Here is a 25,001-nt window from a genome sequence, read left to right as displayed (position 1 = left end):
GCGGCGGTTGCGTGTGGTCGGTGGTCCTGCCCGGTCGGTGCTCGTGCCCGGTCGGCCGTCTTGCCCGGTCGGCCGTCCTGCCTGGTCGATGGTCGCTGTCGCGTGTGGTCAGTGGCTGCGGGGGGCGTACATGATCACGGCCATGCCGGCCAGGCAGATCAGCGCGCCGATCACGTCCCAGCGGTCGGGGCGGTAGCCGTCGGCGACCATGCCCCAGGCGATCGAGCCCGCCACGAAGACACCGCCGTACGCGGCGAGGATGCGGCCGAACTCCCCTTCCGGTTGGAGCGTGGCGGCGAAGCCGTAGGCGCCGAGCGCGATGACGCCCGCGCCGATCCAGATCCAGCCCCGGTGCTCGCGCACGCCTTGCCAGACGAGCCACGCACCGCCGATCTCGAAGAGTGCGGCGATGACGAACAGAACGACAGAACGGGCCACGGACATGGACGTCAGCGTGTCACGAGGGAGGGGAAGGGGGCGAAGGGGGGATGGAGACGGCAGGGAGGCGCGCCGAAACACGCCCCAGTCGGTAAATAAGGATAATTGCGGGCAATCGGTATCTTCGGTGCATGGCAATGACACGTAGAGCCGCGCCCATGGTGTCCGGCGTCGGGGTGGCTGTGGTCGTGGCTCTGGCCGTGGCCGTGGTGCTGGGAACGGGGCGCGCGGCCGCGGCCGGGCGCGCGGGTGTACCGGTGGTGGATCCGGCGACGAAACCGGTGGGCGGGCCCATGGCTGGTGGTATCGCGCCCGAGGCGGACGTGTCGCACCACGGGCATGTCTCGCTGTGGGGAACGGGGCTCGGGGTCTGGGTGCAGAGCCGGAGCCACGGCCCCTCCGACCTGGACGGCGTGACCCTGCGGGTACGCACATCCGTAGCACTCTCCGGGCGGCAGGAACTGTCGGAGGGTTGCCTCCAGGCCGACCGGTGGACCGTGCTGTGCCGGACGGCCACGCTGCGCGCGGATGCCCGGGACGGGCGGCAACTGGCCCTGGAACTCCAGCTGGCCGGGCGGCCGGACGAGGTCGTGGTGCGAATCGACACCCTGTGGAACGGAGGGGCGACCGACCGGAATCCGGAGAACAACGAGTACGAGGTGCTGGCTCCGGCCACCGGGGACGAGTACGTGTTCTGATGGCTGGTCAGGGGCGGGCCGGGGCCAAGGGCGGGGTCGTCAGCCGGTGGCTCCGGGAGTTCCGGAGACCTCGGAGGGGGCCGACGGCGCGCCGTCCTCATCCTGCCGGGCGTCGTTCCCCGGGGCGCTCCTCCGGTCGTTCCGCCCGTCGGGTCCCGCGTCGTCCTCCCGGCCGTCGTCCGGGGCCGCGGGCGCGAAGTCGCGGAGTGCCTTGGCGACGATCGCGTCGAGGTGGGAGTGGTGGGCTCCTCGCCAGTAGACGCGGTCGCATTGCGTGCACTGCGCGAAGACGTCGTAGGAGCGTCGGGTGCCGTGCTCCAGCAGGTCGCTGACGGAGTCCTTGTCGGCCTGCTTCAGCGGTCCGTTGCAGGCCGTGCACCTGGTCCAAGGGGCCAGGCGCGGGGCGAACCGTTCCAGCACATCGCGCAGTTGGTCCTCCGGCCGGTCGCTGTACACGTACGCCCCGGCCCAGATCTCCCGCCGGTGCAGGAGCCCGCGGTCCCGGGAGAGCAGTACGCGGCGCTCGTCCGCCGACCGGGCGGCCAGCGCGGCGTCGCCGATGTCCTCGCTCTCGTACGCGGCGTCGACCCCCAGCAGCCGCAGCCGCCGGGCGAGCGTGCCGAGGTGGACATCGAGAAGGAAGCGCAGGGGTGCCCCGGGGACGCGCTGGGGGCGTTCCACCGCGCGTACCTGGACCGATTCGCCCGCGCCCGGGATGTGCGAGACGGACACCGCACGGCCGTCGACCAGGATCTGCCCGGCTTCGGTGAGCGGGATGCCGAGCGACTCCACGACATGGCCGAGGGTGGAGGCGCCATCGGTGGTCACGGTCGAGCGTCCCCGGCGACGATCAGGGGAGACGAAGGGGCGCAGCTCGGGGGTGACTTCGAATTGGATCTCGGGTCCGTTCACCTCGTCAGGATGTCATCGGACCCGGCACCACAGCCAGGGAATTCGACGCCGGGATCCGGCAGGTGCCGTGAAACCGGTGACCGCTGTGGTCGAGGGGTGGCGGAACCGTATCGGAGGCAGGTTCTCGGGGGGTGCCGACGCGACTGCGTGGGCGGGCCCGGTTGCCCGCAGTGCCCCCATGACTTCGGCGACTGCGCGTCGGCCGAGAGCTTCTCGCATACCGCGAGGAGCGGGCGAAGCAGGCCGGTTGCCTGCACCTCAACCTCGACTCGGGCACGCACCGCACCGATGCTCACCGTTTCTACCTGCGGGAACGGCTGGACATCGTCGCGTTCCACTTCGACAAGGCGGTGGAGGCGGGCTGAGGCCTCAGGAGGAACAGGAGCCGGCGCGCAGCCGGACGGCGCGTGGGTGGGGCGTGGGCCTGGGCGAGCGAGTGGGGCGGCGCCTCGCCACGTTGTCGGGACCGGCCGCGTACGCCCGGTACGAGGGCTGCCCTCCGCCTTGCGATGCACCGCACCGGACGCCGCGGGTCCGGTTCCGGGCCGAGCGCCAGCAGGTACGCGTCGAGCGCCGCGACCCGGGCGTCCTCGTCGGCGGGGTCCAGGACGGCCGACGGCGCTACGGGCGGGACGAACACCTCGTCGACGGGAAGGCGCCGCCCCGTCCAGTCGGAGACCGGCCGGTCCGGCGCGAACGGGCGGAACCCGCCGGGCCTGAACTGGACGCCGCAGACCCGGCCGCGCCCCTCCAGCTTCTGTACGAAGAGCCCCGGAGCGATGCCGGAGACCTCGGCGTATCCGTTGCCGTGCGCCGGAGGCGCCGCGTGGCGCTGGAAGACCACGTTCACCGACGGATGCGGCACCAGATGGGAGGCGTACGGCTTCGCCAGGTCCCAGTCGACGAGCCAGTAGTGCTCCAGGTACGGCCGGAGGGCCGGCGCGGGCTCGCGGCGCCGGAAGCGTACCCGCGTGAAGAGTCCGGTGGCGTCGACGATGCCTCTGGTGTCGCGTCGAGGGCCGGCCATGCCGGTGATCCTACGGCCGCGGCGGGCCGGGGCCGCGGGTGTCGTGTTTTTTCAAGCGTCGGGCCGCCGCGGCGTGCAGGCTCGACGCATGAAGAAGATCAGCGAGTTGCTCGAAGCGGCCGCCGACCGGGCCGTTCCCGTGGTGGACGGGATCGCCGACACGGGTCTCGGGGACCCCACGCCGTGTGCGGAGTACGACGTGCGGGCCTTGATCAACCACCTCTTCCAGGTCGTCGTCGATTTCCAGGTGCTGGCGGCCAAGGGGGAGACCGACTTCGGCGAGGTGCCGGAGGCCGTGACGGGCGACTGGCGGGCCCGTTTCCGTGAGGAGACGGCGAAGCTGGCGGCGGCGTGGGGCGCGCCCGGTGCCGAGGAAGGAACGACGGGGCAGATGGGGCTCCCGGCCAGGACCGTCGGGAACATGGTGCTGGGCGATCTGACCGTCCACGCCTGGGACCTGGCGCGGGCCACCGGCCAGGAGTTCGTCCCGGACGAGTCCGTGCTGGACGAGATCGGCCCGGCACTGGCCGCGCTGGTGCCGACGGGCCGGGAGATGAAAGTGTTCGGCGAGCCGCACCCGGTACCGGAAGGGGCCGGTCCGTTCGAGCGGGTGCTGGCGCTGACCGGCAGGGATCCGGGGTGGACGCCGCCCGGCGCGTGACATCGGCACCGGCGGACAGCGCGGTGTGTGCCCGGCCGGTCGGTGCTTGGCCGCTGGGTGCCGGCCGGGCGGGAGTACGGCGGGGCACGCCCCGGTGCGCCCGGCCGGCTGTCCGGGCGGTGCCCGGTGGGCGGGGCGCCACGGGGCGTGCCCGGCGGTGCCGGGGTGGTGCGGCCGGGGCCGGGTGGCGTGTCCGGGGCATGCGGAGTGGGGGCACGGGTGACGCGGTCAACGGCTCCACACGTGCAGGGCGTCGCCGGTCTCCGGGACCGTGTACCAGGTGCCGTCGCCGAGGGCCGTGGCACCGCCGGACACCGGGAACGGGTACGTGATGCGTGCGCTCACCCGCATCCCCGCCGCGTCCGCGCTCACCAGCCAGTGGCGCTGCTCGCCGTACTCCCCGTCCCGTTCCGACGTTCCCGCGACGACGGTCTCCTCGTCGAGGAAGCCACCCGTGTAGTCCCAGAGGGCCACGTCGGCGTCGAGGTCGTCGGGGTCGGCCTCGGGGTGGCGAGGGACGCCGTCCTGGGCGTCGAGCTCACAGAACACGGAACCGTCCTCGGTGCGGTGCACGGCGAGCGTCTCCTCGTAGTGGGTGACCGTCAGGAACCGGTCGCCCGAGGGGCTCACCGCCATCAGGATCCGCTCGTCGTCGCAGAACCGCTCGACGGAGAGCCGTTGTCCGTCCCACCGGCCCCACAGCATCGGCACGCCGTCCTGGCCCTCGCCGACGCACAGCCCCATACGAGCGGGGTCGGGGTGCGGGACGTGTTCCGAACCGAGGGCCGCGGTCTCCGCGTCGACGCGGCCGAGCACCCGGCCGTCGGCGGCGTCGACGACCAGCCACTCGTCCTGCGCCCCGGGATCAGGACCGGTCGCCGCGAGGGGACCGCGTATGTGGGCCCACACGAGCGTGCCGTCCGCCGAGAACACGGCGGAACCCCTGTCCGCGTACCCGTGCGAATGGTCCGACGCGTACTCGTCGTACGTGGCGTGGAGCGTGTGGCAGGCGTCGTCCCAGCAGCCGTGCCGGATCTCCCAGCGCACCTCGCCCGCCGGATCCACGGCGCGCAGCGCGTGCACCCCGGCGAAGACCGCGAGATCGCCGTCCGGCGCCACCGCGCAGGCGCCGTAGCGGCTGGGCCAGGGCGCGGGGAAACGGATCACGGCTGCGTCCTCGAAGTCCGCACCGGTGGTGTCCGGACCGACAGGGCGGGGACCGACGGGGCCGGGACGGGTGGTGTCCGGGGCGACGGCGACCAGCTCGGCGTCGCCCCGCTGGACGAGCAGGCGTTTGCCGGACCGACGCAGGAGCCGCGGGGCACCTGCCGCGTCCCGGCCGCGGTCCAGCGGCGCAGCCAGCGTGACGACAAGACGGGCGGCGACTTCGGCCATGGGACGGCCCCCTCGTGCGGTGGTGCGTCGGTAGGTCTGCGCGCTGACGCCTGTGACGCGTCGGGGCATTGGTGCGTCGGCACGAGGAGAACCGTACAGCCGGGTAGTGACAGTTCGGGGCTCGATCGAGGTGTCAGGCGTGGTAAAGGTATGCGTTCGGGACGACGGCGACCGGGCAGGGCGCGTAATGCAGCATCGCGTGGTTCACCGTGCCGAGGTGCTGTGCGTGGGGTGTGTGGTGTCCGTGCCGTCCGCCGGTCCGGCTCGCGCCGACGACCAGGAGTTCCGCGCCCTCGGCGGCCTCCAGCAGCTTCTGGTGCGTCGGCCCCCGCACCACCGACCGCTGGACGACGACACCGGAGGCGCCGGTCGGGTCCAGCTTCGCGAGCACGGCCTCCAGGTGTTCCTCGGCCTGCCGGTGGTGGGCGGCGGTGGGGGAGCCGAAGAGCAGCGGATGGCTCCTGACCTCGTGGGCGGGGGCGCGCCAGGCCCGTACGGCGACCAGCTCGCCGTGCCGGGCCGCCGCGTGGGCGAGCGCGAAGAAGACGGCCGACGTCGGTTCCTCGGCGTCGCTGATCCCGACGACGACGCGGCCGGGCCGCGGTGGTGGGTCCGGTGCCCGCGCCGGGACCACCACGACCGGGCAGTGGGACCGGTTGGCGAGCGCGAGACTGACGGAGCCCAGGAGCATTTCGGCGATCCGGCCCCGGCCGCGGGAGCCGACGACCACCACGGCGGCGTCATGGCTCTCCGCGACGAGCGCCGCCACCGGGTCCTCAGGCAGCACATCGGCCTTCACATCCACCTCGGGGCCGAGTCGTCGCGCGCGTTCCTGGGCCTCGGCGACGAGATGCTCGGCCAGGATCTGGTCGGCGGGGCGCTCGGGGTCGGAGGCGGCATGTGCCCCTTCGTAGTGTTCCCACAGCGAGGCGTGCACGACGCGCAGGGGGAGCCCCGCGCATGTCGCTTCCGCCGCCGCCCAGTCGAGGGCGCGGAGACTGCCCTCGGATCCGTCCACTCCGACGACCACGGGGCGTCGCATCGCTTCCACGGCCTTCCGTCCCTCTCTCGTCTCGCTTCCGCCTCTTCTGTTTCTTCTGCTTCCGCTTCTTCCGTTGCCTGGTTTTCGTCCGCCCGTTCGGTCTTCCGGTCGTTCTCGTCCGGTCGTTCTCGTCCGGTGGTTCGTCGGCGTGCCCGGTCCTACGGCTCGATCGTCAGCACCTGATTCGTCGGGCGCCGGGGCGTACGCGGTCCCGTGGGCCCGTATCCCAGACGGATGATCATCTGTGCGTGCCCCGAGCCGAAGACCGGGTCGCGCAGGACCCAGCGCAGGTCAGGCCATTCGATGGGTTGGGTCGAGAACGACGTGGACACGCCGTGGAGGGTGGCCAGGAGCAGGACCCGTTCCAGGGCCTGACCGGCGCGCAGCCAGTCGACGGGGTGGTCGCTCGACGTGGTCAGCAGGGCCAGCTGCGGCCGCTTCTCGAACGGCACACGGGCCCGGCCGGGCAGTACGCCGGTGCCCACGAAGTCGCGGGTGGTCGCCTGCTCCTGGGCGTCGCGGGGGCCGAAGGCGTAGTCCGGGATCCCGTCGACGGGCGCCTCGGTCTTCGTGTCCCGGGTCCAGCGGTGCTGCTCCGCCTCCCGCCCGGGATCCCCGCGGTCGTACCCCTCGGCGTCCCGGATCAGCCCCAGCACGGTCTCCAGATGCGGCGAGGTCAGGAACGAGAAGTCGGCGCCCTCGGCGCGGGCTGCCGCGACGAGAAGCGCGCGGACGTCCTCCGGGACCAGCTCGTCGTCGAACGGGTAGCGGCTCGTGTGCCGCTCCCGGATCGCGGGATGGAGGGCGGCGAGTGCCTCGTCCTCGGCGAGCGCGCCCCCGGTCGGTGCCTCGCTCTCGGTCGGTGCCTCGCTCTCGGTCCGCGCCTCGCTTCCGGCCCGCGCCTCGTTCTCGTGGGCCGGCCGGGCGCCGGCGCGGACGCCGAGTCGTACGGAGGCCAGTACGGCGGGCGCCGACGGTTCGGGCAGCAGCGCGGTGACCGCTTCCAGGCCGTGGTGGGCGGCGGACACCCGCAGGTTGAGCAGGGCGGCACCGCAGCCCACGTGCAGCGCGCGGGTCGCCGGGTCCTCCTCCGGCAGCGCGCGGTCGAGGTCCGCGAGGAGAGCGAGCGTGTGGCCCGCGCGCGTGTAGCGGAACTGCCAGGGCTGGGCGTTGTGCATGGACGGGGCGGCGGTTGCATCGGCGACGAGGCCGGTCAGCGTCGCGTCGTCGAGTGACCTGGGCATCGTGACTCCCGGGTATCCGGAACGGTATTTTTCTGCCCTTCTGTTACGAACTCTCCCACGTCCTGGGTGATCCCACGCCTCGGGCGATCCCATGCCTCGGGCGGCCCCGCGCCCGCTGCGGCGGCCGCACGCCCGGCTGCCGGGCCCCTACCGGCCGGACCACCCGGTGCGTGCTTTGCCCGTACGGCGGTCGCGGGCCGGGCCGGATCCGTGGTGCCCACGCGCCGGAACCGTGGTGCGATGGGAGGAGCCCCGGCGAAAGGACCCCCGGAAGGACCGGCGAGGGTCCGAAGGAACCGGTGATGGCACCCCGGAAGGACCGGCGAAGGGACCCGAAGAAGGGGGCCAGCCCAAGGCCTGACCGAGGGATCGGGGGACTGACGGGGGACTGACGAAGGGAACGTCCGCTCATGGCAGCCGCCCCGTCCCTGACGCCGCCCATGCGCTCCGTACGAGCCGTCGTCCTCGACACCGACGGTGTGATCACCGACTCCGCCCGTAGCCACGCCGCAGCCTGGAAGAAGGCGTTCGACGCCGTCCTCTCCGGCATCGAGGGACAGCCGCCCTTCGACGCCGTGGACGACTACCTGCGCCATGTCGACGGCCGGTCGCGGCGGGACGGCGCGGCGGCGTTCCTGGCCTCCCGGGGGCTGGACCTGCCCGAGGGGGACCCCGGCGACCCGCCGGGCACCGGGACGGTGTGGGCGGTCGCCGCCCGCAAGGACGAACTGTTCACACGGGCCCTGCGCACCGAACACGTCGACGTCTGGCCCGGCACGGTCCGGCTCCTCGACGCGCTGCGCGACCGGGGGACGCCCTGCGCGGCCGTCTCCGCGTCCCGGCACGCGACCGAGCTGTTGACCAGGGCCGGGCTCATCGACCGGTTCGCCGCCGTGGTCGACGGGAACGAGGCGGGCCGGCTGCGGCTGCCGGGAAAGCCTGACCCGGCGCTCTTCGTGGAGGCGGCGCGGCGGCTGCGGGTCCCGGTCCGGGACACGGCGGTGGTGGAGGACGCGCTGGCCGGTGTCGAGGCCGGGCGGCGCGGCGGTTTCGGACTCGTGATCGGCGTGGACCGCACCGGTGGGCCCGACAGCACCGCCGCGCTGCGCCGTCACGGCGCCGACCTCGTGGTGTCCGATCCCGGTGACCTGCTGACCACGGGAGCGGCCGCGGGGGAAGCGACTGCCGGGGAAGGGGACGTGGCCGTCGGGGAAGCGGGCGCTGCGGCACCGGGCGCCGGGGAGGACCGATGAGCGACGCCTGGACCTGGTCGTACGAGGGATACGACCCGCGGGAGGAACGGCTCCGCGAGGCGCTGTGCACCCTCGGCAACGGCTGCTTCGCCACCCGGGGCGCCGCGCCCGAGACGTCCGAGGGCCCCTCGCACTACCCCGGCACCTACGCGGCGGGCTGCTACAACCGGCTGACCTCCTCGGTGCGGGGCCGCAGAGTGGAGAACGAGGACCTGGTCAACCTGCCGAACTGGCTGCCGCTGCGCTACCGCATCCGCCCCGAGGACGCCGCGCCGGGGCCGTGGCTCACGCCGGACCACGAGCAGCTCGTGGAGCACGGTCAGTGGCTCGACCTGAGCGGGGGCACGCTGACGCGTCGGTCCGTGTACGAGGACGGGGCGGGACGACGCCTGCGTGTGGAACAGTGCCGGCTGGTGCACATGGGGGACCCGCATCTCGCCGCGCTGCGTACGGTGTTCCGGGCCGAGGGATGGGCGGGCGAGATCGAGGTGGAGTCGGGGATCGACGGCGACGTCCGCAACGCCGGGGTGGAGAGATACCAGGACCTGTCGAACCGGCACCTCACCGGCTGGGTGACCGGCACGCACGACGACGGCGTGGTCTCGCTGCGGTGCCGCACGGTGGAGTCGGACATCGGGATCGCGCTGGCGGCCCGCACCTGGGCCGGGCGCGGGGCGGCCCGCACCCCTGGCCCTGGCCCCGCGACCGCAACCGCCCCCTGTGCCGGACCCGACCAGGACCCCGACGTCAGGGGCCCCGCGACCGCAACCGCCCCCGGCATCGCCGCCACGTCCGGTCCAGGCCCCGCGACCGCATCCGCCCCCGGCCCCGACGCCACAAACGCCCCTGGCCCGGTAGCCGCCCCCGGCCCGGTGACCGCCCTCGCCTCCGTAACCGCCTTCGACCCCGCGACCACCCCCGTTCCGCAGTTCCGGCAGACGCCTGTGTCGGTCTTCCGGCGGCTGGTGCTGCCGCTCGACCCGGGGGCCGACACCGTCGTCGACAAGACGGTCGCCCTCCACACCACGCGCGACCCCGCGATCGGCGGCCCGCCGCGGGCGGCGTCGGCCGCCGTCCGTGCGGCTCCCGGCTTCCCGAGCCTGCTGGCGTCGCACCGACGGGCCTGGGCCGACCTGTGGCGCCAGGTCCGGCTGGAGGTCCCCGGCGAGGCGGGCCGCATTCTGCGGCTGCACCTCTTCCACGTACTGCAGACGCTCTCGCCGCACACCGCCGACCTCGACGTGGGGGTTCCGGCGCGAGGGCTGCACGGTGAGGCGTACCGGGGCCATGTCTTCTGGGACGAGCTGTTCGTCCTTCCGTTCCTGAACCTGCACCTCCCGGAGGTCTCCCGAGGTCTCCTCGACTACCGCCATCGGCGGTTGCCCGCCGCGTGCCGGGCGGCGCGCGAGGCCGGCAGGGCCGGGGCGATGTACCCCTGGCAGAGCGCCGACACGGGACGGGAGGAGACGCAGGAACTCCACCTCAACCCGCACTCGGGGCGCTGGCTGCCCGACCGCTCCCGGCTCCAGCACCACGTCGGCTCGGCCGTCGCGTACAACGTGTGGCAGTACTGCCAGGCCACCGGGGACGTGGACTATCTGCACTCCAAGGGGGCGGAGATGCTGCTGCAGATCGCCAGGTTCTGGGCGGCGAGTGCCGCGTGGGACGGCTCCATGAGCCGCTACCGCATCCGCGGGGTCGTCGGCCCGGACGAGTACCACGACGCCTATCCGGGGTCCGGGACGGCCGGGCTCGACGACAACGCGTACACGAACGTGACGGCGGCCTGGGTCCTGTCGCGTGCGACGGAGCTGTACCGCGACCTCCCCGCGGGCATGCGGGGGCGGCTGCACGACCGGTTCCGGCTCGAACCCGACGAACCGGAACGTTGGGAGGACATCTCCCATCGTCTGCATGTGCCGTACCACCGGGGCGTCATCAGCCAGTTCGTCGGTTACGGGGAGCTGGCCGAGCTCGACTGGGAGCGGTACCGGAAGCGGTACGGGGACATCCGGCGGCTGGACCGGATCCTGGAGGCCGAGGGCGACACCGTCAACCGGTACCAGGCGTCCAAGCAGGCCGACGTGCTGATGCTCGGCTACCTCTTCTCGCCGCAGGAGCTCGCCGGCCTCTTCCGGCGGCTCGGGCATCCGCTGGACGACGACGTCTGGCGGGCCACCGTCGACTACTACCTCGTACGCACCAGCCACGGATCCACGCTCAGCTCGCTGGTCCACGCCTGGGTGCTGGCCCGGGTGTGCCGCGACGAGGCATGGGCGTACTGCCAGGAGGCGCTGGTCGGGGACGTGGCCGACGTCCAGGGCGGCACCACCGAGGAGGGCATCCACCTGGGCGCGATGGCGGGCACCCTCGACTTCGTGCAGCGCGGAATGACCGGGCTGGAGACCCGCGACGACGCGTTATGGCTGGATCCGGCCGCGCTGCCGGAGCTCTCGGAGTTCGGGATGCGCATCCGCTTCCGCCGGCACTGGGACGTGGACCTGCGGCTCAGGGACGGACGCGTACGGATCGCCGTACCGGGCTCGCTGCATCCGGCGGTCCGGGTCGTTCTCGGCGGCCACACCCATGTGATCGCACCCGGCACGTCCCGATGGCTGGACCTGCCCGCGAGTTCCCCGGAGGCACCGGGTTCCCCGGAGCCTCCGGCCTCCTCGGACCTCCCGGACGCCTCGCCGCCCGGCCCTGCGTGAGCGGCCGTCGACAGCACCTGCCCGGAGTCGTCGAGCGGAGACCTCGCATGGGACACCTCTCCGGAACCGTCGTCCCGTGAGCTGCCGGCGGCACGCCAAGTCACCCACGAAGCACGTACATTGAGGGGGGCCCGAGGGTGAGGCTCGCGCTGAATGGCAAAGGGGGCGTTCGCGTGATCGAGAAGGTCGTCGGTGGCATCGTCGTGGCTCTGCTGACCGCGGTTGGCAGGTTGCTGTGGAAGAACAGACGGCACCTGGCCCTGCTCCGCGTCCTCCTCACGCCGCGGAGCCGCACGCGTGTCTCCGTCGCCGTGCTGCTGCGCGTGCACGACGAGGACCACTACGTCCTCTTCGCCTCGGTCACCCGGCCGGGGACGTTCGGCCCGCCCGGTGGTGTGGTCAAGCACCACGAATCGGCGAAACCTGCGCTCGAACGGCTCGGTTTCGAACCCGAACGGCGTGCCCGGGCCGAGATGCGGCACGATCTGCGGGGCTTCCTGCCGGCCCTGCGGGTCCTGGGATTCGCCCGGTGGCTGCAACGAGGCGAGGGCCGCGAGGCGGCGACGGAGTGTCTGCGACGCGAACTCGTCGAGGAGTTGGGCGAGGTGGCGCACGACGAACTCGTCCCGCTCGCCCGGGAGGCCGGCTTCCGGCTCGTGCGCAGGGTCATCGACGGCCCGCGGAAGGTGCCGGGCGAGGAGTACCGGCAGATCCGCTTCTTCGAGGTGTACGACCTCGTCCTCGACAAGCCCGAGGCCGCCGAACTGCGCACGAGTCTCCTGGCGTTGGCCGTGGACGTCGACGAGTCCCTGGTCATCGGCGCGAGTCGGCGCGAGATGGCACGGGGACGCGCTCAGGCGCACGTGGTCCTTCCGCAGTCCGCGTTCCTCGTGGGGGACCGTCGGGTGCGCGAGGACATGACACCCGTGTCCTGACGGCACGACGCCGGTCGGGCGCCCCGGTCCCCGCCACCGCCCGTTCGCATTCGTCCGTTCCGCTTCCGCTTGCGTCCCGTTCACGTTCCGGGCCGGCTTCATGGGGCCGGCCCGGAACGCGGTACGCCGACGACCGGGCACGGCCGAGTCGATGCTCCGGAAGAGCGCGTTCGGCCACTGAAGAGTACGCAAATCCCGTTCCCGGACAGGAGTGCCGATGACCTCTCCCACCATGACTCCCGAAGAGTTCGAGGACGCGCTCGCCGTGACCAAGGCGGCCCTGCGCGACGCCCTCCTGGCCGATCCCGAACTTGAGCAGCGCCTCCCCAAGGCGAGCGGCGGCCTGGAGCGGGCCGAGGAGGAGATCGCCGCCGGGAGGTTCGTGGGACCGGTCTTCCAGATCGGCAACGCCGCACGTGACCTCGCGCTCAAGCACTACCTGCGTGCGGACTCCGAGCGGGCCCGTGAGCTGCTCCAACTGGCCGTCCGCTTGTACGAGTTCCACAATCCCACCGGGACCTACGACGGCTCGATCGAGACCTGTCGCAGGAATCTCGACGCCCTCGAAGAGAGCGCGCCGGTGGAGGTGACGGGGCTGGACGTGCCACCGAACTGGGAGCGTCTGCTCGACGAATGGCGGGGAGGCCAAGAGGGGGAGTCACCCGTCGAGGGCCTGATCGATCACCTGCGCGCACAGATCGCCGAGGTGCTCGGGAGGAGCGCCCCGGCCGCCGCCGAGCGGCTGACCTCCGTCATGGACGCGGACCTGCGCGGACTGGCGGAGCACCTCGCCGATGTCACGGTGCCGCTGGAGGACGCCCCCGCCCTCCACCAGCGAGCCAAGGACGCCCGGTGGGTGTCCCGGAGCGGGACCATCCAGTACGCGAAGGGCATGACCGCCGCCGAACCGCGGACGCTGCGGACGCAGTGGCTGACCAGCGCGCTCTGGAACCACTGCCTGCGGCACCATCTGCCGACCAACGACCACCAGACCGTCGCCGACGTCCTGGGCTACCTCCAGGTCTTCCAGATCGAGAACAGGTACCGGAACGACCAGCGCGAGCTGCTCCTGGCCGTCACGGAAGGAGCCGCGCTGCTCGCGGTCGGTGAGCTCCAGGTCTTCGAGCTGATGCGGGTGCCGCATGTGTACGGCTGGCTGAGGCATGCGGTCGGCATCCAGCTCCACATCGGCGGTCCCGATCCCGTGGACCCGGACGGCAGCCGCTACCACGAACGGGTGCTGGTGTCCCACGACCCCATGCGCTGGATCCATCCCGAGCACTGGGCGACACATCTGCTCGACCAGTGGGCGGACAGACGCGAGTACGGCAACAGCGTCGCCTTCATCCTGCTGATCCTCTCCGGCTGGAAGGCCGATCAGCTCGAACGCATGCTGGACGCGCTCTACCGAGGAGCGCCCGGGGCAGCCGGTGAGCGGGACGGCAGGGAGGGGAGGCACGGCATGGAGAGGGCCCGTGACTTCTGGCACCAGCAGGCGATGGACATGCTCGCCAGGACCCGTACCGTCCGCGTCGTCAAGAACGCCTGGGAACCGGGCGCCGCGACCGCGTCGAGCTCGTTGTCGATGCGCGACCAGGACGAGTTCGTGCAGTTGCCCAATCGTCTGCTCCAGGGCGTCGTCGCGGAACTCGCGCCCCGCTCGCACGGCACCGTGGTGCAGGGCGCGCTGTTCTCGGACCGGCCGGTACCGACGTTCCTGACGTTCAACAACTTCGGTCCGGTCGGTGTGCTCAAGATCGACGAAGCGGTCAAGGTGCGGCGGGAGAAGGAGAACTTCGACGAGTTCGGTGAGCTCCTGCATCCCTTCTACCGTTCGAGCAAGTGCGTCGTCGGCACCACGACCGTCCCCAACAGCAGCAATGGGCAGCGCTACCAGGGCATTCTCACGTCGTACGTCTTCCGCGACGGCGACGAGCCGACGACGCTGCGCGACTGGCTGTGCAAGCGCGTCGACCAGGACGGTGACGGCGACGCCGACGAGCCCGTCCCGTCGGCCGGAGGCCCGGCGGAGCCCGGCGCCGACGACGACCCCGCCGGCCGGCGGGGCGACGCCGTGGTCCGGAACGTCATCGAGGAACTCTTCCTCAAGGGGCTCGGCCCCTGGCTGAGCAATGCCAGCCGCACCATCGGCGACCTGCGCGGCGAGTACCCGGCCCTGCGCCCCGCCAGCTTCGAGCGGACCAGCTACGCCCCCGGAAAGGACGCCGAGTCCGAACTGGCCCACTTCCGTCTGCCCGAGGTCGCGGACACCTTCGGCATCACCGGTGGCCTGCCCGCGCGCCCCCGGTACCTGGAACCTCTGCTGAAGGACTCCGCCCTCGGTCACAGCCCGCTGATCACGGAACGCGACCGCCGGCTGACCAATCCGCTGTGGCTGGTGGCGCACGTCGCGGAGGTCCAGTCACCGGACGACGACACGGTCCCGCTCGTCGACTGGCTCCTGTACGACCGGCAGCACGGGCTGGCCACCAGGTCCTACCTCACCTGCGTCTCGCACGGGGACCTGCACGGCGAGAACGTCCTGGCGGGCGGCCCCGACGCCCGACGGCCCGCCTTGTACATCATCGATTTCGAGACCACGCACCGCGGCCACATCTGCAAGGACTTCGCCCGCCTCGAATCCGCCCTGTGGTCCCGGACCGTTCCCTGGAACCCCGAACAACTGGGCCAGATCAGGGACTGGTTCGGCAGGGCGCTGCACGGCGAGGCGCTGTGGGAGGCGCCGATCCCGAAGGACGCCGATCCGCACGTACGGCGCGTGCTGATCTGCGTCGCGAAGCTGCGTTCCATCCTCAAGGGCTGCGAGCAGCGGAACTGGCCGTTCGGCGCCCTGGAGTACCAGTGGGCCCTGCTCGCCTCGCTGCTGCCCTTCGCCCGCTACCGCGACCATAAATCCCCGGGCAACCGCTATCTGCCGTTCCTCCTCGCCGCCGATGTCGCCGACGCCCTCGTGACCAGGGCGAGCACATCGATGTGAGCGACGAGGGGCCCGTCCGTTCCTCTGCCGTCCCACGGACGGCGGGCGGGCGGGCTCCGCAGGACCTGGAGGACGGCATCCGCGCCCTTCGGGCGTATCTGTGTTCTTCGGTTACGGTTCTTCGGTCACGAGAATCCCGCTCAGGGCCACACCAGGCAGTACGCCTGATGCCCGGCGTCGTGCAGGCGGTGGCTGAAGTCCTGCCACTCGTGCAGCAGCCGGTAGACGTTGAACGCGTCGCGCGGGCCGCCGCGGTCGGGGACCGTGGACCAGATGAAGGCCGCGGCGCCGACCGACTCCTCGCCGACGCCGCGCAGCGGGTCGACGACCGTCATCGGGAGCTTGACCACCGCGTAGTCGGGGTGGAGGACGACCAGCTCCAGCGGGGGGACCCGGTGCAGGGGTATGCCCTGGATGCCGGTGAGGACCATCGCCGCCACCGTCTCCGGCTTGATCTTTGTGAACATGCCGCCCATGCCCAGCTCGTCGCCGCCGAGCTCCTCGGGGCGCATCGAAATGGGCACGCGCGCCGCGGTCGCCCCGTCCGGGGCACCGAAGTACTTGTACGTCACCCCCACCCGGCCACCACTCCTGCTCCCGGCCCCGCCGCCCTGTGCACCCCCGGGCCGCGCGCTCCGGCGGCGCTCCCCATCACGCCGGTGCCGCCCCCGTCGGGCAGGCTCGGGCCCCAGGCCGTCGGTCCCTTCGCCCACTCCGCCACCGCGATGCATATCTCGTCCACCCGACTACTACTGAGGAGACACGGCCCCCGCCGTGCAACCCGATCATCGTGTCAGTGACCTCCCCCGCGGGCGTGCGGTGAAACACCTGTCCCGCAAGACCGTGTGTGCCTCTGACACCATGGCTTGTGTGAGCTTCCCCCATCACGCCCCAGTCTCGCAGACGCGAGGGGGCTGAGCCCTTCCCTCACACGAGGAGAACACGTTCACACGAGGAGAACACGTTCCCCGCTCGCCGCGGTCAGGATTTCCGGCCCGGCCCACCGACCCTCGAATCGCAGATCAGGACCAAAGTGGCGTATTCATATCAAGCCCCCGTTTCCCAGACGCTCTTCGACCGCGCGTCCCTCGTGACGCCCGGTGGCGTGAACTCTCCCGTGCGGGCCTTCCGGGCCGTGGGCGGTACGCCCCGCTTCATGGTGTCCGGTACCGGTCCGTACCTCACCGATGCCGATGGTCGTGAGTACGTCGACCTCGTGTGCTCGTGGGGGCCGATGATTCTCGGCCATTCCCACCCCGAGGTGATCGCCGCGGTGCAGGAGGCCGTCGCGCGCGGCACCTCGTTCGGGACGCCCGGTGAGGGCGAGGTCGCGCTCGCCGAGGAGATCGTGGCCCGGGTGGAGCCCGTGGAGCAGGTGCGACTGGTGTCCTCCGGCACCGAGGCGACCATGTCCGCGATCCGGCTCGCCCGCGGCTTCACCGGCCGCGCCAAGGTGGTGAAGTTCGCGGGCTGCTACCACGGCCACGTCGACGCGCTGCTCGCCGCCGCCGGTTCCGGGGTCGCGACCTTCGGGCTCCCGGACACCCCGGGGGTCACCGGGGCGCAGGCGGGCGACACGATCGTGCTGCCGTACAACGACCTGGACGCCGTGCGGGCCGCGTTCGCCGCGCACCCCGGCGAGATCGCCTGCGTGATCACCGAGGCGTCGCCGGGCAACATGGGCGTCGTGCCGCCGGTCGACGGCTTCAACGCCGGGCTCAAGGAGATCTGCGCCGCCGACGGCGCCCTCTACATCTCCGACGAGGTCATGACCGGGTTCCGTACCTCGAAGGCGGGCTGGTTCGGGGTCGACGGGGTGCGCCCCGACCTGATGACCTTCGGCAAGGTGATGGGCGGCGGCTTCCCGGCCGCGGCCTTCGGCGGCCGGGCGGACGTGATGGCGTACCTCGCCCCCGCCGGCCCCGTCTACCAGGCGGGCACCCTCTCCGGCAACCCGATCGCCACCGCCGCCGGGCTCGCCCAGCTGCGGCTGCTCGACGACGAGGCGTACGCGAAGGTGGACGCGGTGTCCGCGGAGATCCGCGGTCTGGTCGGCGAGGCGCTGACCAAGGAGGGCGTGGCGCACACCGTGCAGTCCGCGAGCAACATGTTCTCCGTCTTCTTCACCGACCAGCCGGTGCGGAATTACGAGGACGCGAAGCGGCAGGAAGCTTTCCGCTTCACCGCCTTCTTCCACTCGCTGCTGTCGCAGGGCGTCTACCTGCCGCCGTCCGCCTTCGAGTCCTGGTTCGTCTCGACCGCCCACGACACGCGGGCCGTCGAGCGCATCGCCGCCGCCCTGCCCGCCGCCGCCCGCGCGGCATCGGAGGCCACGGCATGAGCGAGAACGGGAGCCGCGAGGGCGGCAAGGACATCACCGTCGTCCACCTGATGCGGCACGGCGAGGTGCACAACCCGGAGGGCGTGCTCTACGGGCGCCGCCCCGGCTACCACCTCTCCGAGCTGGGCCGGGAGATGGCCGACCGGGTCGCCGGGCACCTGAAGGGCCGCGACATCACTCACGTCGTCGCCTCCCCGCTGGAGCGCGCCCAGGAGACGGCCGCGCCGATCGCCGTGTCGCACGGTCTGGAGATCGCCACCGACGAGCGGCTCATCGAGGCCGCCAACGTCTTCGAGGGCAAGACCTTCGGCGTCGGCGACGGGGCGCTGCGCAAGCCGGACAACTGGAAGCACCTGACGAACCCGTTCCGGCCGTCCTGGGGTGAGCCGTACATCGAGCAGGTCGTACGGATGATGCGCGCCCTGGACGCCGCCCGGGACGCGGCGCGCGGCCACGAGGCGGTGTGCGTCAGCCACCAGCTGCCGATCTGGATCGTGCGGAGCTTCGTGGAGCGGCGGCGGCTGTGGCACGACCCGCGCAGGCGTCAGTGCACGCTCGCGTCGCTGACCAGCTTTACCTACCAGGGCGACAAGATCGTGTCGGTCGGGTACGGCGAGCCGGCCCGGGACCTGGTGCCGCCGCATCTGCGGGCCGGGGCGAAGCCGGTGAAGGGGAGGTCGAAGGCGTTCGGCGCCTGAGAGCCGGCGGGCTCTGAACCGGCGTCCGGGCACGGGCTCGGGACGGCGCGGACGGGGCGGGTTCCGGACCGGTGGGTCCGGTGCCCGCCCAGTCCCGTTCGACGATGCCCGCGCCGCCCTGGTGGCGCCCCTCCTCCCGTACGCGCTGCGCCCCGTCCCGTGCGCGGGTGCTCCTCCGTCCCGCGACGCGCCACATCCGACGCCACGCCGCGCGCTGATCCGCCAGGGATGACGGGACAGCTTTTGGGTTGTATGTTCGACCGCCGTCGTGCTCTGGTGCCGCAAAGAAATTTGTGCTAGATCGCGGAACCCTCGTGTTGTTTCCATCATCTAAGCCTTCGCCAGTTTGTATGGACTTGAGGCAAAACGACCGCAGATGATGGGGAACGCATGCGCGAGATCAGCCGAAGGGGTTTGCTCGGAGCCGGACTTGGGGCCGCGGCCGCCATCGGTTTGGCGGGATGCAGTACCTCCGGGACGGAGCAGGCCGGGGCTACGGAGGGGAAGGGCAGCGACGGGCGCGGTCGCGGGACCGGTCCCGCGAAGAAGGACGTCCGGCTGATCGGGGACGGTTCCACCGCGGACACCGGCAAGCAGCCGCACCAGCCCCCGGCGCCCGTCCCGCTCGAACCCGGTCAGACGCCGCCGCAGTTCGTGATCTTCTCCTGGGACGGGGCGGGCGAGGTCGGCAACGGTCTCTTCCCGCGTTTTCTGGAACTTGCCAAGAACCATGACGCGGCGATGACCTTCTTCCTCTCCGGTCTCTATCTGCTGCCCGAGTCGAAGAAATCCATGTACCGGCCGCCCAACAACTCGGTCGGCGCCTCCGACATCGGTTATCTGACCGATGATCACGTCAAGGAGACGATCAAGTACGTCCGTCAGGCGTGGTTCGACGGACACGAGATCGGCACCCATTTCAACGGGCATTTCTGCGCCGGTTCCGGATCGGTCGCCAACTGGAGCCCCGCCCAGTGGCAGAGCGAAATCGACCAGGCGATCTCCTTCGTCACCCAATGGCGCACCAATACCGGCTGGACCGATCTCGATCCGCTGCCCTTCGATTACCGCAAGGAACTGGTCGGCGCCCGCACCCCCTGTCTGCTCGGCCAGGACAACCTGCTGCCCACGGCCAAGAAGCTGGGCTGGCGCTACGACGCCAGTTCTCCGGGCGGGACGCAGGTGTGGCCGCAGAAGCGACAGGGCGTCTGGGACCTGCCGCTCCAGGCCATGCCCTTCCCCGGGCACAGCTTCGAGGTCCTCTCGATGGACTACAACATCCTCGCCAACCAGTCGCACAATTCGACCAAGGGAATGCCGTCACGTTATCCAGGGTGGCGCAAGCAGGCCACCGGGGCGTATCTCGCCGGATTCGACCGCGCGTATACGACGAATCGCGCCCCGTTCTACATCGGCAACCACTTCGAGGAGTGGAACGGCGGCATCTACATGGACGCGGTCGAGGAAACGCTCAAGAAGATCGCCGACAAGCCGGATGTGCGGCTGGTCTCCTTCAAGCAGTTCGCCGACTGGCTCGACGTACAGACCCCGGCCGTGCTCGACAAGCTCCGCACGCTGGGTGTCGGGCAGGCGCCCGAAGGCGGCTGGAACGCCTTCTTTAAACAAGTCTGACAACGGGCGTTACGGGCACTGAGGGGGGTGCCCGAGATCGCCGGAACCGCCATGCGAAACTTTTCACATGACCTATGCCCGGGCACCTCGACGCCGCTTCACCCTGCTCGCCGCCCCCGCGGCGGCCGTCGCACTCGCGCTCACGCTGACCGCGTGCGGAGGGAACGACGAAAAGGTCGGCGGTGGGGGCAGCACGAACTTCGTCTCGGGCAGCGGCGGGATCTCCACTGTCGCCAAGGGCGACCGCAAGCCCGCCCCGAAGCTCGACGGGGAGACCCTCGACGGCAAGCAGCTCGACGTCGCCGATTTCAAGGGCAAGGTCGTCGTGCTGAACATCTGGGGTTCCTGGTGCGGTCCCTGCCGAGGGGAGGCCAAGTACTTCGCGCAGGTGGCGAAGGAGACGAAGGACAAGGGCGTCGAGTTCGTCGGGATCAACACGCGGGACGCGCAGAAGGGTCCCGCGCTGAGCTTCGAGAAGGACTACGGCGTCCCGTACCCGAGCTTCTTCGACCCGACCGGCAAGCTCATGCTTCGTTTCCCCAAGGGTACGTTGCGCCCGCAGGCCATCCCGTCGACCGTGGTCCTGGACCGGGAGGGGAAGATCGCCGCCCGCTCCCTGGTCGGGCTCGATGCCGAGAGGCTGCACAAGATGATCGACCCGCTGATCGCGGAGAAGTGATTCCGTGCTCACCCTCGCCGCGCTTCCGGCGCAGAACGAGACCGTGACGAGCGGGGCGCTGATCGTCGCCCTGCCCATCGCGGTGCTCGGCGGGCTCGTCTCGTTCTTCTCGCCGTGCGTCCTGCCCCTCGTGCCCGGCTATCTCTCGTACGTCACCGGCATCAGCGGCACCGACCTGGCTCAGGCCAGACGGGGCCGCATGGTCGCGGGCGCCTCGCTGTTCGTGCTCGGCTTCACCGCCGTGTTCGTCTCCGGCGGCGCGCTCTTCGGCTTCTTCGGCCAGACCCTCCAGGAGCACAGCGAGGTCCTCTCCAAGGTCCTCGGCGTGCTGATGATCCTGATGGGGATCTTCTTCATGGGGCTGATGCCCTGGATGACCCAGCGCGAGTTCCGCATCCACAAACGGCCGGTGAGCGGACTGGCCGGGGCGCCCCTGCTGGGCGCCCTCTTCGGGATCGGCTGGACGCCCTGTCTCGGGCCCACGCTCAGCTCGGTGAGCATCCTCGCGATGGAACAGGGCACCGCAGGACGCGGGGCGCTCCTGACCGTCGCGTACTGCGTGGGGCTGGGCGTGCCCTTCGTGCTCGCTGCGGTCGCCTTCCGCAAGGCGCTCGGCGCGTTCGGCTGGGTCAAGCGCCACTACGCATGGGTCATGCGGATCGGCGGCGCGATGATGATCGTGACCGGTCTGCTCCTGCTGACCGGTCTGTGGGCCGACCTGATGCAGGTGATGCAGGGCTGGTCCGACGGCTTCACGGTGGGGATCTGAGGTTCCATGAGCAAGACCACGACCAACGCGAGCGGCGAGCACGAGGAGAAGGGGCGCGACGAGAGCGCCCCCGAACTCGGCGCGGCCGGCTCCCAGCTCTCCACCGCGCCCCGGGAGGAGAGCGAGGCCGCTCTGCCGGCCATGGGCGTCATCGGCTGGGTCCGCTGGTTCTGGCGCCAGCTCACCTCCATGCGGGTCGCGCTGATCCTGCTCTTCCTGCTGTCGCTCGGCGCCATCCCCGGCTCGCTGATCCCGCAGAACAGCGTGGACGAGATGAAGGTGCAGACCTTCAAGGAGGCCCACACCACCCTCACGCCGATCTACGAGAAGCTCCAGTTCTTCGACGTCTACAGCTCGGTGTGGTTCTCCGCGATCTACATCCTGCTGTTCATCTCGCTCATCGGCTGCATCGTGCCGCGCACCGGCCAGTTCATCGGCCAGCTGCGCAGCCGTCCGCCGGGCGCCCCCAAGCGCCTGACCCGGCTGCCCGCGTACACCACCTGGCGCACCGAGGCCGAGCCCGAGCAGGTCCGCGAGGCCGCGCTCGCCACGCTGCGCGGGCGCCGCTTCCGGGCCCACACGGTGGGGGACGCGGTCGCCGCCGAGAAGGGGTACCTGCGCGAGGCAGGGAACCTGCTCTTCCACGTCTCCCTGATCGTGATGCTGGTGGCGTTCGGCTACGGCCAGCTCTTCAAGTCCGAGGGCGCCAAGCTGATCGTCGAGGGCGACGGCTTCTCCAACACGCTGACCCAGTACGACGACTTCAAGTCCGGGTCGTTGTTCGACTACGACGGGCTCGTCCCGTTCAGCTTCAAGCTCGACGACTTCGTCGGCACGTACGAGCGCAGCGGCCCGCAGAAGGGCACGGCACGGACCTTCGAGGCCCGTGTGACGTACGAGAAGGGCGCGTACGGCAAGCCGCAGAAGAAGGTCATCGAGGTCAATGAGCCGCTCGTCGTCGACGGCACCAAGGTCTATCTGAACGCGCACGGCTACGCACCCGTCGTCTCCGTCAAGGACGCCTCCGGCAAGGAGGTCTACCGGAACGCCGTGCCGCTGCTGCCGAGGGACAACAACATCACCTCGACCGGCGCGATCAAGGTGCTGGACGGCTACCGGGACAAGAGCGGCAAGAAGACCCAGCTGGGCTTCCAGGCATTCTTCGTGCCGACCTTCGCGGGTGACGGCAAGGGCACGATGTTCTCCCAGTTCCCGGCCGCGGACATGCCCGTGCTCGCGCTCAACGCCTACCACGGCTACCTCGGACCCGACTCCGGGCTGGCGCAGAACGTGTACCAGCTGGACAAGAAGGAGATGCAGCCGTTCAAGGACGGCGAGGGCGGCGACCTCAAGCAGCGCCTCTTGGTCGGCGAAACGATGAAGCTGCCCGACGGCAAGGCCTCGATCACCTTCGAGGGCGTCGAGGAGTGGGCCAGCTTCCAGATCTCCGAGCAGCCCGCCAGCGGCTGGGCCCTCGGCGGTTCGGCCGCCGCGATCGCCGGGCTCGCCGCCTCGCTGTTCATCCAGCGGCGACGGGTCTGGGTGCGGGCCGTGCGCGGCGCCGACGGCGTCACCGTCGTCGAGATGGCCGGCCTCGGCCGCAGCGAGTCCGCCAGGCTCCCCGAGGAACTGGCCGATCTCGCCCTCACGCTCCACGACCGGGCGCCCTCCGCGCCCGACCCGGCGCCCACCGGCTCCGACGGCGACGCGCCCGACCCGGACACGGACGAGGGGCGGCCCGGCGGGCCGGGCCCCGACTCCGTTGAAGAATCCTCCGAAGAACCTGCCGAAGGGGCTGAGAAGTGAATCTCGCCGCCGCAACCAACGAGAGCCTGGCGAACATCAGCAATGTGCTGATCTATTCGTCGATGGCCGTCTACACCCTGGCCTTCTTCGCGCACATCGCGGAATGGGTGTTCGGGAGCCGCAGCAAGGTCGGCCGCACCGCCGCCGCCCTGACCGGGGCGCAGGCCGGGGCCGAGGGCGCCGGTGCGGGTGCCGCAGCGCCGGTGCGGGTCGCCCACGCCCAGCAGGGCGGCGGCACCGCCGTGCTCGACCGCCCGAAGATCGTCACGCGCGCCGCCGCGGGCTCCCGGGACGTCCCGGACGGCCCCGGCGCGGCCGGCGGCACGTTCAAGGGCGACCTGTACGGGCGCGTCGCGATCTCCCTGACCTTGGTCGCCTTCCTCGTCCAGGCGGGTGGCGTCGTCGCCCGCGCGCTGTCCGTGCAGCGCGCCCCCTGGGGCAACATGTACGAGTTCTCCATCACCTTCTCCACGGTGGCGGTCGGCACGTACCTGGTCCTCCTCGCGCTGGGGAAGAACGTCCGCTGGATGGGGCTGCTCCTGGTCACCACCGTCCTGCTGGACCTCGGCGTCGCGACCACGCTGCTCTACACGGCCAGCGACCAGCTGGTGCCCGCGCTGGACTCGTACTGGCTGTGGATCCACGTCTCCACCGCCATCCTCTGCGGCGCCGTCTTCTACATCGGCGCGGTCGCCACCCTGCTCTACCTCTTCCGCGACAGCTACGAGGCCAAGCTGGCGGCCGGCGGGAAGCCGGGAGCCTTCGCCCGGTCCGTGCTCTCCCGGCTGCCGGCCGCCGGTTCGCTCGACAAGTTCTCGTACCGCATCAACGCCGCGGTGTTCCCGCTGTGGACGTTCACGATCATCGCGGGCGCCATCTGGGCCGGTGACGCGTGGGGCCGCTACTGGGGCTGGGACCCCAAGGAGGTCTGGTCCTTCATCACCTGGGTCGCGTACGCCAGCTACCTGCACGCCCGCGCCACGGCCGGATGGAAGGGCCGCAAGGCCGCCTACCTGGCACTCCTCGCCTTCGGCTGCTGGCTGTTCAACTACTACGGCGTGAACATCTTCGTCAACGGCAAGCACTCCTACGCGGGCGTCTGACGACCGCCCCCCGCGGGTGGCCCGAGGACCGGCCCCCGTCGTTCCCCTCCGTGCGGGGACGACGGGGGCCGGTCCTCGTCCGTGCACGGGTGCGGATCGCGCACCCTCGGGCCACGCTGGATGCATGACCGATGCGACCCCCGTCATCGAGCACGGCACCAGCGAGACCCACGGCGACCTGCACGTCCTGCATTTCCTGCTGCGGCTGCCCCATCCCGTCCCCGAGGTGTGGACGGCCGTCGCCAGCGCCGAGGGGCTGCCCGGCTGGCTGGCCGCCGCCGACACGTTCGAACCACGCGTCGGCGGGGCGATCACGCTGCGCTGGCTGAACACCGGCCCCGACGGGAACGCCGCCGTCGCCTCGGGCACGGTCACCGCCTGGGACGTCGAGCGGGTCGCCGAGTACACCCTCGAAGGACCGCACGGCCGCGTCCGCTTCCACCTGGAACCGCCGCGCGGCGACCATGTGCTGCTGCGTTTCACCAACGAGGTCCGGGGCGACGACGCACTGCGCCTGGACTGCCTCGCCGGCTGGCACGACCACTTCCGCTACCTCGTGGACGCGCTGGACGGCTGCCCCGCCGACTGGTCGAGATGGACGCCGGTGCGCTGGGCGGGGCTGCGCGAGGAGTACGCGGCCGGGACGTGAGGCGGGCGTC

Annotated in this window: 22 protein-coding genes; 15 read left to right on the top strand and 7 right to left on the bottom strand. The window is 71.4% G+C overall.

What is annotated here, in order from left to right:
• Positions 1-108: 108 nt before the first annotated feature.
• Complete coding sequence (locus tag ACFYXM_RS25065) at positions 109-444, bottom strand: YnfA family protein (protein WP_389292506.1); 336 nt, start codon at positions 442-444, stop codon at positions 109-111.
• A gap of 125 nt (positions 445-569) precedes the next feature.
• On the opposite strand from ACFYXM_RS25065, the gene ACFYXM_RS25060 reads away from it, so the two are divergent.
• Positions 570-1,136: a hypothetical protein gene (locus ACFYXM_RS25060; protein WP_389292505.1), complete on the top strand. Its 567-nt coding sequence runs from the start codon at positions 570-572 to the stop codon at positions 1,134-1,136.
• A 39-nt stretch (positions 1,137-1,175) separates the two neighbouring features.
• Here the strand turns inward: ACFYXM_RS25060 and ACFYXM_RS25055 are convergent, their stop codons facing one another.
• Positions 1,176-2,048 carry a Mut7-C RNAse domain-containing protein gene (locus tag ACFYXM_RS25055; protein WP_389292504.1) on the bottom strand — a complete coding sequence of 291 codons (873 nt, stop codon included), beginning with the start codon at positions 2,046-2,048 and terminating at the stop codon, positions 1,176-1,178.
• 191 nt (positions 2,049-2,239) lie between these two features.
• Here ACFYXM_RS25055 and ACFYXM_RS25050 point away from each other — a divergent pair, with 191 nt between their 5' ends.
• Positions 2,240-2,413 (top strand): hypothetical protein, encoded by a 174-nt coding sequence (locus ACFYXM_RS25050; protein ID WP_389292547.1) that lies wholly within the window; start codon positions 2,240-2,242, stop codon positions 2,411-2,413.
• Here the strand turns inward: ACFYXM_RS25050 and ACFYXM_RS25045 are convergent.
• The gene (locus ACFYXM_RS25045) at positions 2,350-3,075 is read right to left on the bottom strand and encodes a DUF6597 domain-containing transcriptional factor (protein ID WP_389292502.1); all 726 of its coding nucleotides are present in this window, start codon (positions 3,073-3,075) and stop codon (positions 2,350-2,352) included. The two genes, ACFYXM_RS25050 and ACFYXM_RS25045, sit on opposite strands and share 64 nt — an antisense overlap.
• Before the next feature lie 88 nt (positions 3,076-3,163).
• Here ACFYXM_RS25045 and ACFYXM_RS25040 point away from each other — a divergent pair, with 88 nt between their 5' ends.
• Entirely contained in the window at positions 3,164-3,736 is a 573-nt protein-coding gene (locus tag ACFYXM_RS25040; RefSeq protein WP_389292501.1) for a TIGR03086 family metal-binding protein, read from the top strand.
• A gap of 228 nt (positions 3,737-3,964) precedes the next feature.
• Here ACFYXM_RS25040 and ACFYXM_RS25035 read toward each other — a convergent pair whose 3' ends face one another.
• The 3 genes from ACFYXM_RS25035 to ACFYXM_RS25025 all read right to left on the bottom strand — a co-directional run bounded on the left by ACFYXM_RS25035 (position 3,965) and on the right by ACFYXM_RS25025 (position 7,417).
• Positions 3,965-5,131, bottom strand: a complete 1,167-nt coding sequence (locus ACFYXM_RS25035; protein ID WP_389292499.1) for a hypothetical protein — start codon at positions 5,129-5,131, stop codon at positions 3,965-3,967.
• A 133-nt stretch (positions 5,132-5,264) separates the two neighbouring features.
• Positions 5,265-6,173 (bottom strand): universal stress protein, encoded by a 909-nt coding sequence (locus ACFYXM_RS25030; RefSeq protein WP_389292545.1) that lies wholly within the window; start codon positions 6,171-6,173, stop codon positions 5,265-5,267.
• A 158-nt stretch (positions 6,174-6,331) separates the two neighbouring features.
• The gene (locus ACFYXM_RS25025; RefSeq protein WP_389292498.1) at positions 6,332-7,417 is read right to left on the bottom strand and encodes a nitroreductase; all 1,086 of its coding nucleotides are present in this window, start codon (positions 7,415-7,417) and stop codon (positions 6,332-6,334) included.
• Between the two features lie 410 nt (positions 7,418-7,827).
• On the opposite strand from ACFYXM_RS25025, the gene ACFYXM_RS25020 reads away from it, so the two are divergent.
• From ACFYXM_RS25020 to ACFYXM_RS25005, 4 genes are all read left to right on the top strand, one after another.
• The gene (locus tag ACFYXM_RS25020) at positions 7,828-8,670 is read left to right on the top strand and encodes an HAD family hydrolase (protein WP_389292496.1); all 843 of its coding nucleotides are present in this window, start codon (positions 7,828-7,830) and stop codon (positions 8,668-8,670) included.
• Positions 8,667-11,381 (top strand): glycosyl hydrolase family 65 protein, encoded by a 2,715-nt coding sequence (locus ACFYXM_RS25015; RefSeq protein WP_389292495.1) that lies wholly within the window; start codon positions 8,667-8,669, stop codon positions 11,379-11,381. Before ACFYXM_RS25020 ends, ACFYXM_RS25015 begins: the two co-directional genes overlap by 4 nt.
• A gap of 173 nt (positions 11,382-11,554) precedes the next feature.
• Entirely contained in the window at positions 11,555-12,316 is a 762-nt protein-coding gene (locus ACFYXM_RS25010; RefSeq protein ID WP_389292493.1) for a hypothetical protein, read from the top strand.
• Positions 12,317-12,533: 217 nt separating this feature from the next.
• Positions 12,534-15,314, top strand: a complete 2,781-nt coding sequence (locus ACFYXM_RS25005; protein ID WP_389292484.1) for a hypothetical protein — start codon at positions 12,534-12,536, stop codon at positions 15,312-15,314.
• Positions 15,315-15,454: 140 nt separating this feature from the next.
• Here the strand turns inward: ACFYXM_RS25005 and ACFYXM_RS25000 are convergent, their stop codons facing one another.
• Positions 15,455-16,045 carry a hypothetical protein gene (locus ACFYXM_RS25000; protein ID WP_073787168.1) on the bottom strand — a complete coding sequence of 197 codons (591 nt, stop codon included), beginning with the start codon at positions 16,043-16,045 and terminating at the stop codon, positions 15,455-15,457.
• 302 nt (positions 16,046-16,347) lie between these two features.
• Between ACFYXM_RS25000 and hemL the strand changes: the two genes are divergently transcribed.
• The 8 genes from hemL (at position 16,348) to ACFYXM_RS24960 (ending at position 24,991) form a co-directional block, all read left to right on the top strand.
• Positions 16,348-17,655: a glutamate-1-semialdehyde 2,1-aminomutase gene (gene hemL, locus ACFYXM_RS24995; RefSeq protein WP_389292482.1), complete on the top strand. Its 1,308-nt coding sequence runs from the start codon at positions 16,348-16,350 to the stop codon at positions 17,653-17,655.
• Complete coding sequence (locus tag ACFYXM_RS24990; RefSeq protein WP_389292480.1) at positions 17,652-18,353, top strand: histidine phosphatase family protein; 702 nt, start codon at positions 17,652-17,654, stop codon at positions 18,351-18,353. The genes hemL and ACFYXM_RS24990 overlap by 4 nt, the downstream gene beginning before the upstream one ends.
• A 390-nt stretch (positions 18,354-18,743) precedes the next feature.
• Positions 18,744-19,985 carry a hypothetical protein gene (locus tag ACFYXM_RS24985; RefSeq protein ID WP_389292479.1) on the top strand — a complete coding sequence of 414 codons (1,242 nt, stop codon included), beginning with the start codon at positions 18,744-18,746 and terminating at the stop codon, positions 19,983-19,985.
• Positions 19,986-20,052: 67 nt separating this feature from the next.
• Positions 20,053-20,664 (top strand): TlpA family protein disulfide reductase, encoded by a 612-nt coding sequence (locus ACFYXM_RS24980; RefSeq protein WP_389292477.1) that lies wholly within the window; start codon positions 20,053-20,055, stop codon positions 20,662-20,664.
• A gap of 4 nt (positions 20,665-20,668) precedes the next feature.
• On the top strand, positions 20,669-21,433 hold the full coding sequence (locus ACFYXM_RS24975; protein WP_389292475.1) for a cytochrome c biogenesis CcdA family protein: 765 nt from the start codon (positions 20,669-20,671) through the stop codon (positions 21,431-21,433).
• A gap of 6 nt (positions 21,434-21,439) precedes the next feature.
• Positions 21,440-23,239 (top strand): cytochrome c biogenesis protein ResB, encoded by a 1,800-nt coding sequence (locus tag ACFYXM_RS24970; RefSeq protein WP_389292473.1) that lies wholly within the window; start codon positions 21,440-21,442, stop codon positions 23,237-23,239.
• Entirely contained in the window at positions 23,236-24,342 is a 1,107-nt protein-coding gene (ccsB, locus tag ACFYXM_RS24965; protein ID WP_389292471.1) for a c-type cytochrome biogenesis protein CcsB, read from the top strand. Before ACFYXM_RS24970 ends, ccsB begins: the two co-directional genes overlap by 4 nt.
• 124 nt (positions 24,343-24,466) lie before the next feature.
• Positions 24,467-24,991: an SRPBCC domain-containing protein gene (locus ACFYXM_RS24960; RefSeq protein ID WP_389292470.1), complete on the top strand. Its 525-nt coding sequence runs from the start codon at positions 24,467-24,469 to the stop codon at positions 24,989-24,991.
• Positions 24,992-25,001: the final 10 nt, after the last annotated feature.

The sequence above is a fragment of the Streptomyces sp. NPDC002476 genome, assembly GCF_042889785.1.
Classification (GTDB): Bacteria; Actinomycetota; Actinomycetes; order Streptomycetales; family Streptomycetaceae; genus Streptomyces.
The sequence above is the reverse complement of the archived record's forward strand: the minus strand, read 5'-3'. Positions and strand labels throughout refer to the sequence as shown.

Bases quoted from the DNA above. Each gene is read 5' to 3' on its own strand.
- ACFYXM_RS25040 (WP_389292501.1), top strand. From the start codon at position 3,164: ATGAAGAAGATCAGCGAGTTGCTCGAAGCGGCCGCCGACCGGGCCGTT.
- ACFYXM_RS25060 (WP_389292505.1), top strand. From the start codon at position 570: ATGGCAATGACACGTAGAGCCGCGCCCATGGTGTCCGGCGTCGGGGTG.
- ACFYXM_RS24980 (WP_389292477.1), top strand. From the start codon at position 20,053: ATGACCTATGCCCGGGCACCTCGACGCCGCTTCACCCTGCTCGCCGCC.
- ACFYXM_RS25015 (WP_389292495.1), top strand. From the start codon at position 8,667: ATGAGCGACGCCTGGACCTGGTCGTACGAGGGATACGACCCGCGGGAG.
- ACFYXM_RS25030 (WP_389292545.1), bottom strand. From the start codon at position 6,173: ATGCGACGCCCCGTGGTCGTCGGAGTGGACGGATCCGAGGGCAGTCTC.
- ACFYXM_RS25000 (WP_073787168.1), bottom strand. From the start codon at position 16,045: ATGCATCGCGGTGGCGGAGTGGGCGAAGGGACCGACGGCCTGGGGCCC.
- ACFYXM_RS24985 (WP_389292479.1), top strand. From the start codon at position 18,744: ATGCGCGAGATCAGCCGAAGGGGTTTGCTCGGAGCCGGACTTGGGGCC.
- ACFYXM_RS24970 (WP_389292473.1), top strand. From the start codon at position 21,440: ATGAGCAAGACCACGACCAACGCGAGCGGCGAGCACGAGGAGAAGGGG.
- ACFYXM_RS25065 (WP_389292506.1), bottom strand. From the start codon at position 444: ATGTCCGTGGCCCGTTCTGTCGTTCTGTTCGTCATCGCCGCACTCTTC.
- ACFYXM_RS25025 (WP_389292498.1), bottom strand. From the start codon at position 7,417: ATGCCCAGGTCACTCGACGACGCGACGCTGACCGGCCTCGTCGCCGAT.
- ACFYXM_RS25035 (WP_389292499.1), bottom strand. From the start codon at position 5,131: ATGGCCGAAGTCGCCGCCCGTCTTGTCGTCACGCTGGCTGCGCCGCTG.
- ACFYXM_RS24960 (WP_389292470.1), top strand. From the start codon at position 24,467: ATGACCGATGCGACCCCCGTCATCGAGCACGGCACCAGCGAGACCCAC.
- ACFYXM_RS25045 (WP_389292502.1), bottom strand. From the start codon at position 3,075: ATGGCCGGCCCTCGACGCGACACCAGAGGCATCGTCGACGCCACCGGA.
- ACFYXM_RS24990 (WP_389292480.1), top strand. From the start codon at position 17,652: ATGAGCGAGAACGGGAGCCGCGAGGGCGGCAAGGACATCACCGTCGTC.
- ACFYXM_RS25020 (WP_389292496.1), top strand. From the start codon at position 7,828: ATGGCAGCCGCCCCGTCCCTGACGCCGCCCATGCGCTCCGTACGAGCC.
- ACFYXM_RS25005 (WP_389292484.1), top strand. From the start codon at position 12,534: ATGACCTCTCCCACCATGACTCCCGAAGAGTTCGAGGACGCGCTCGCC.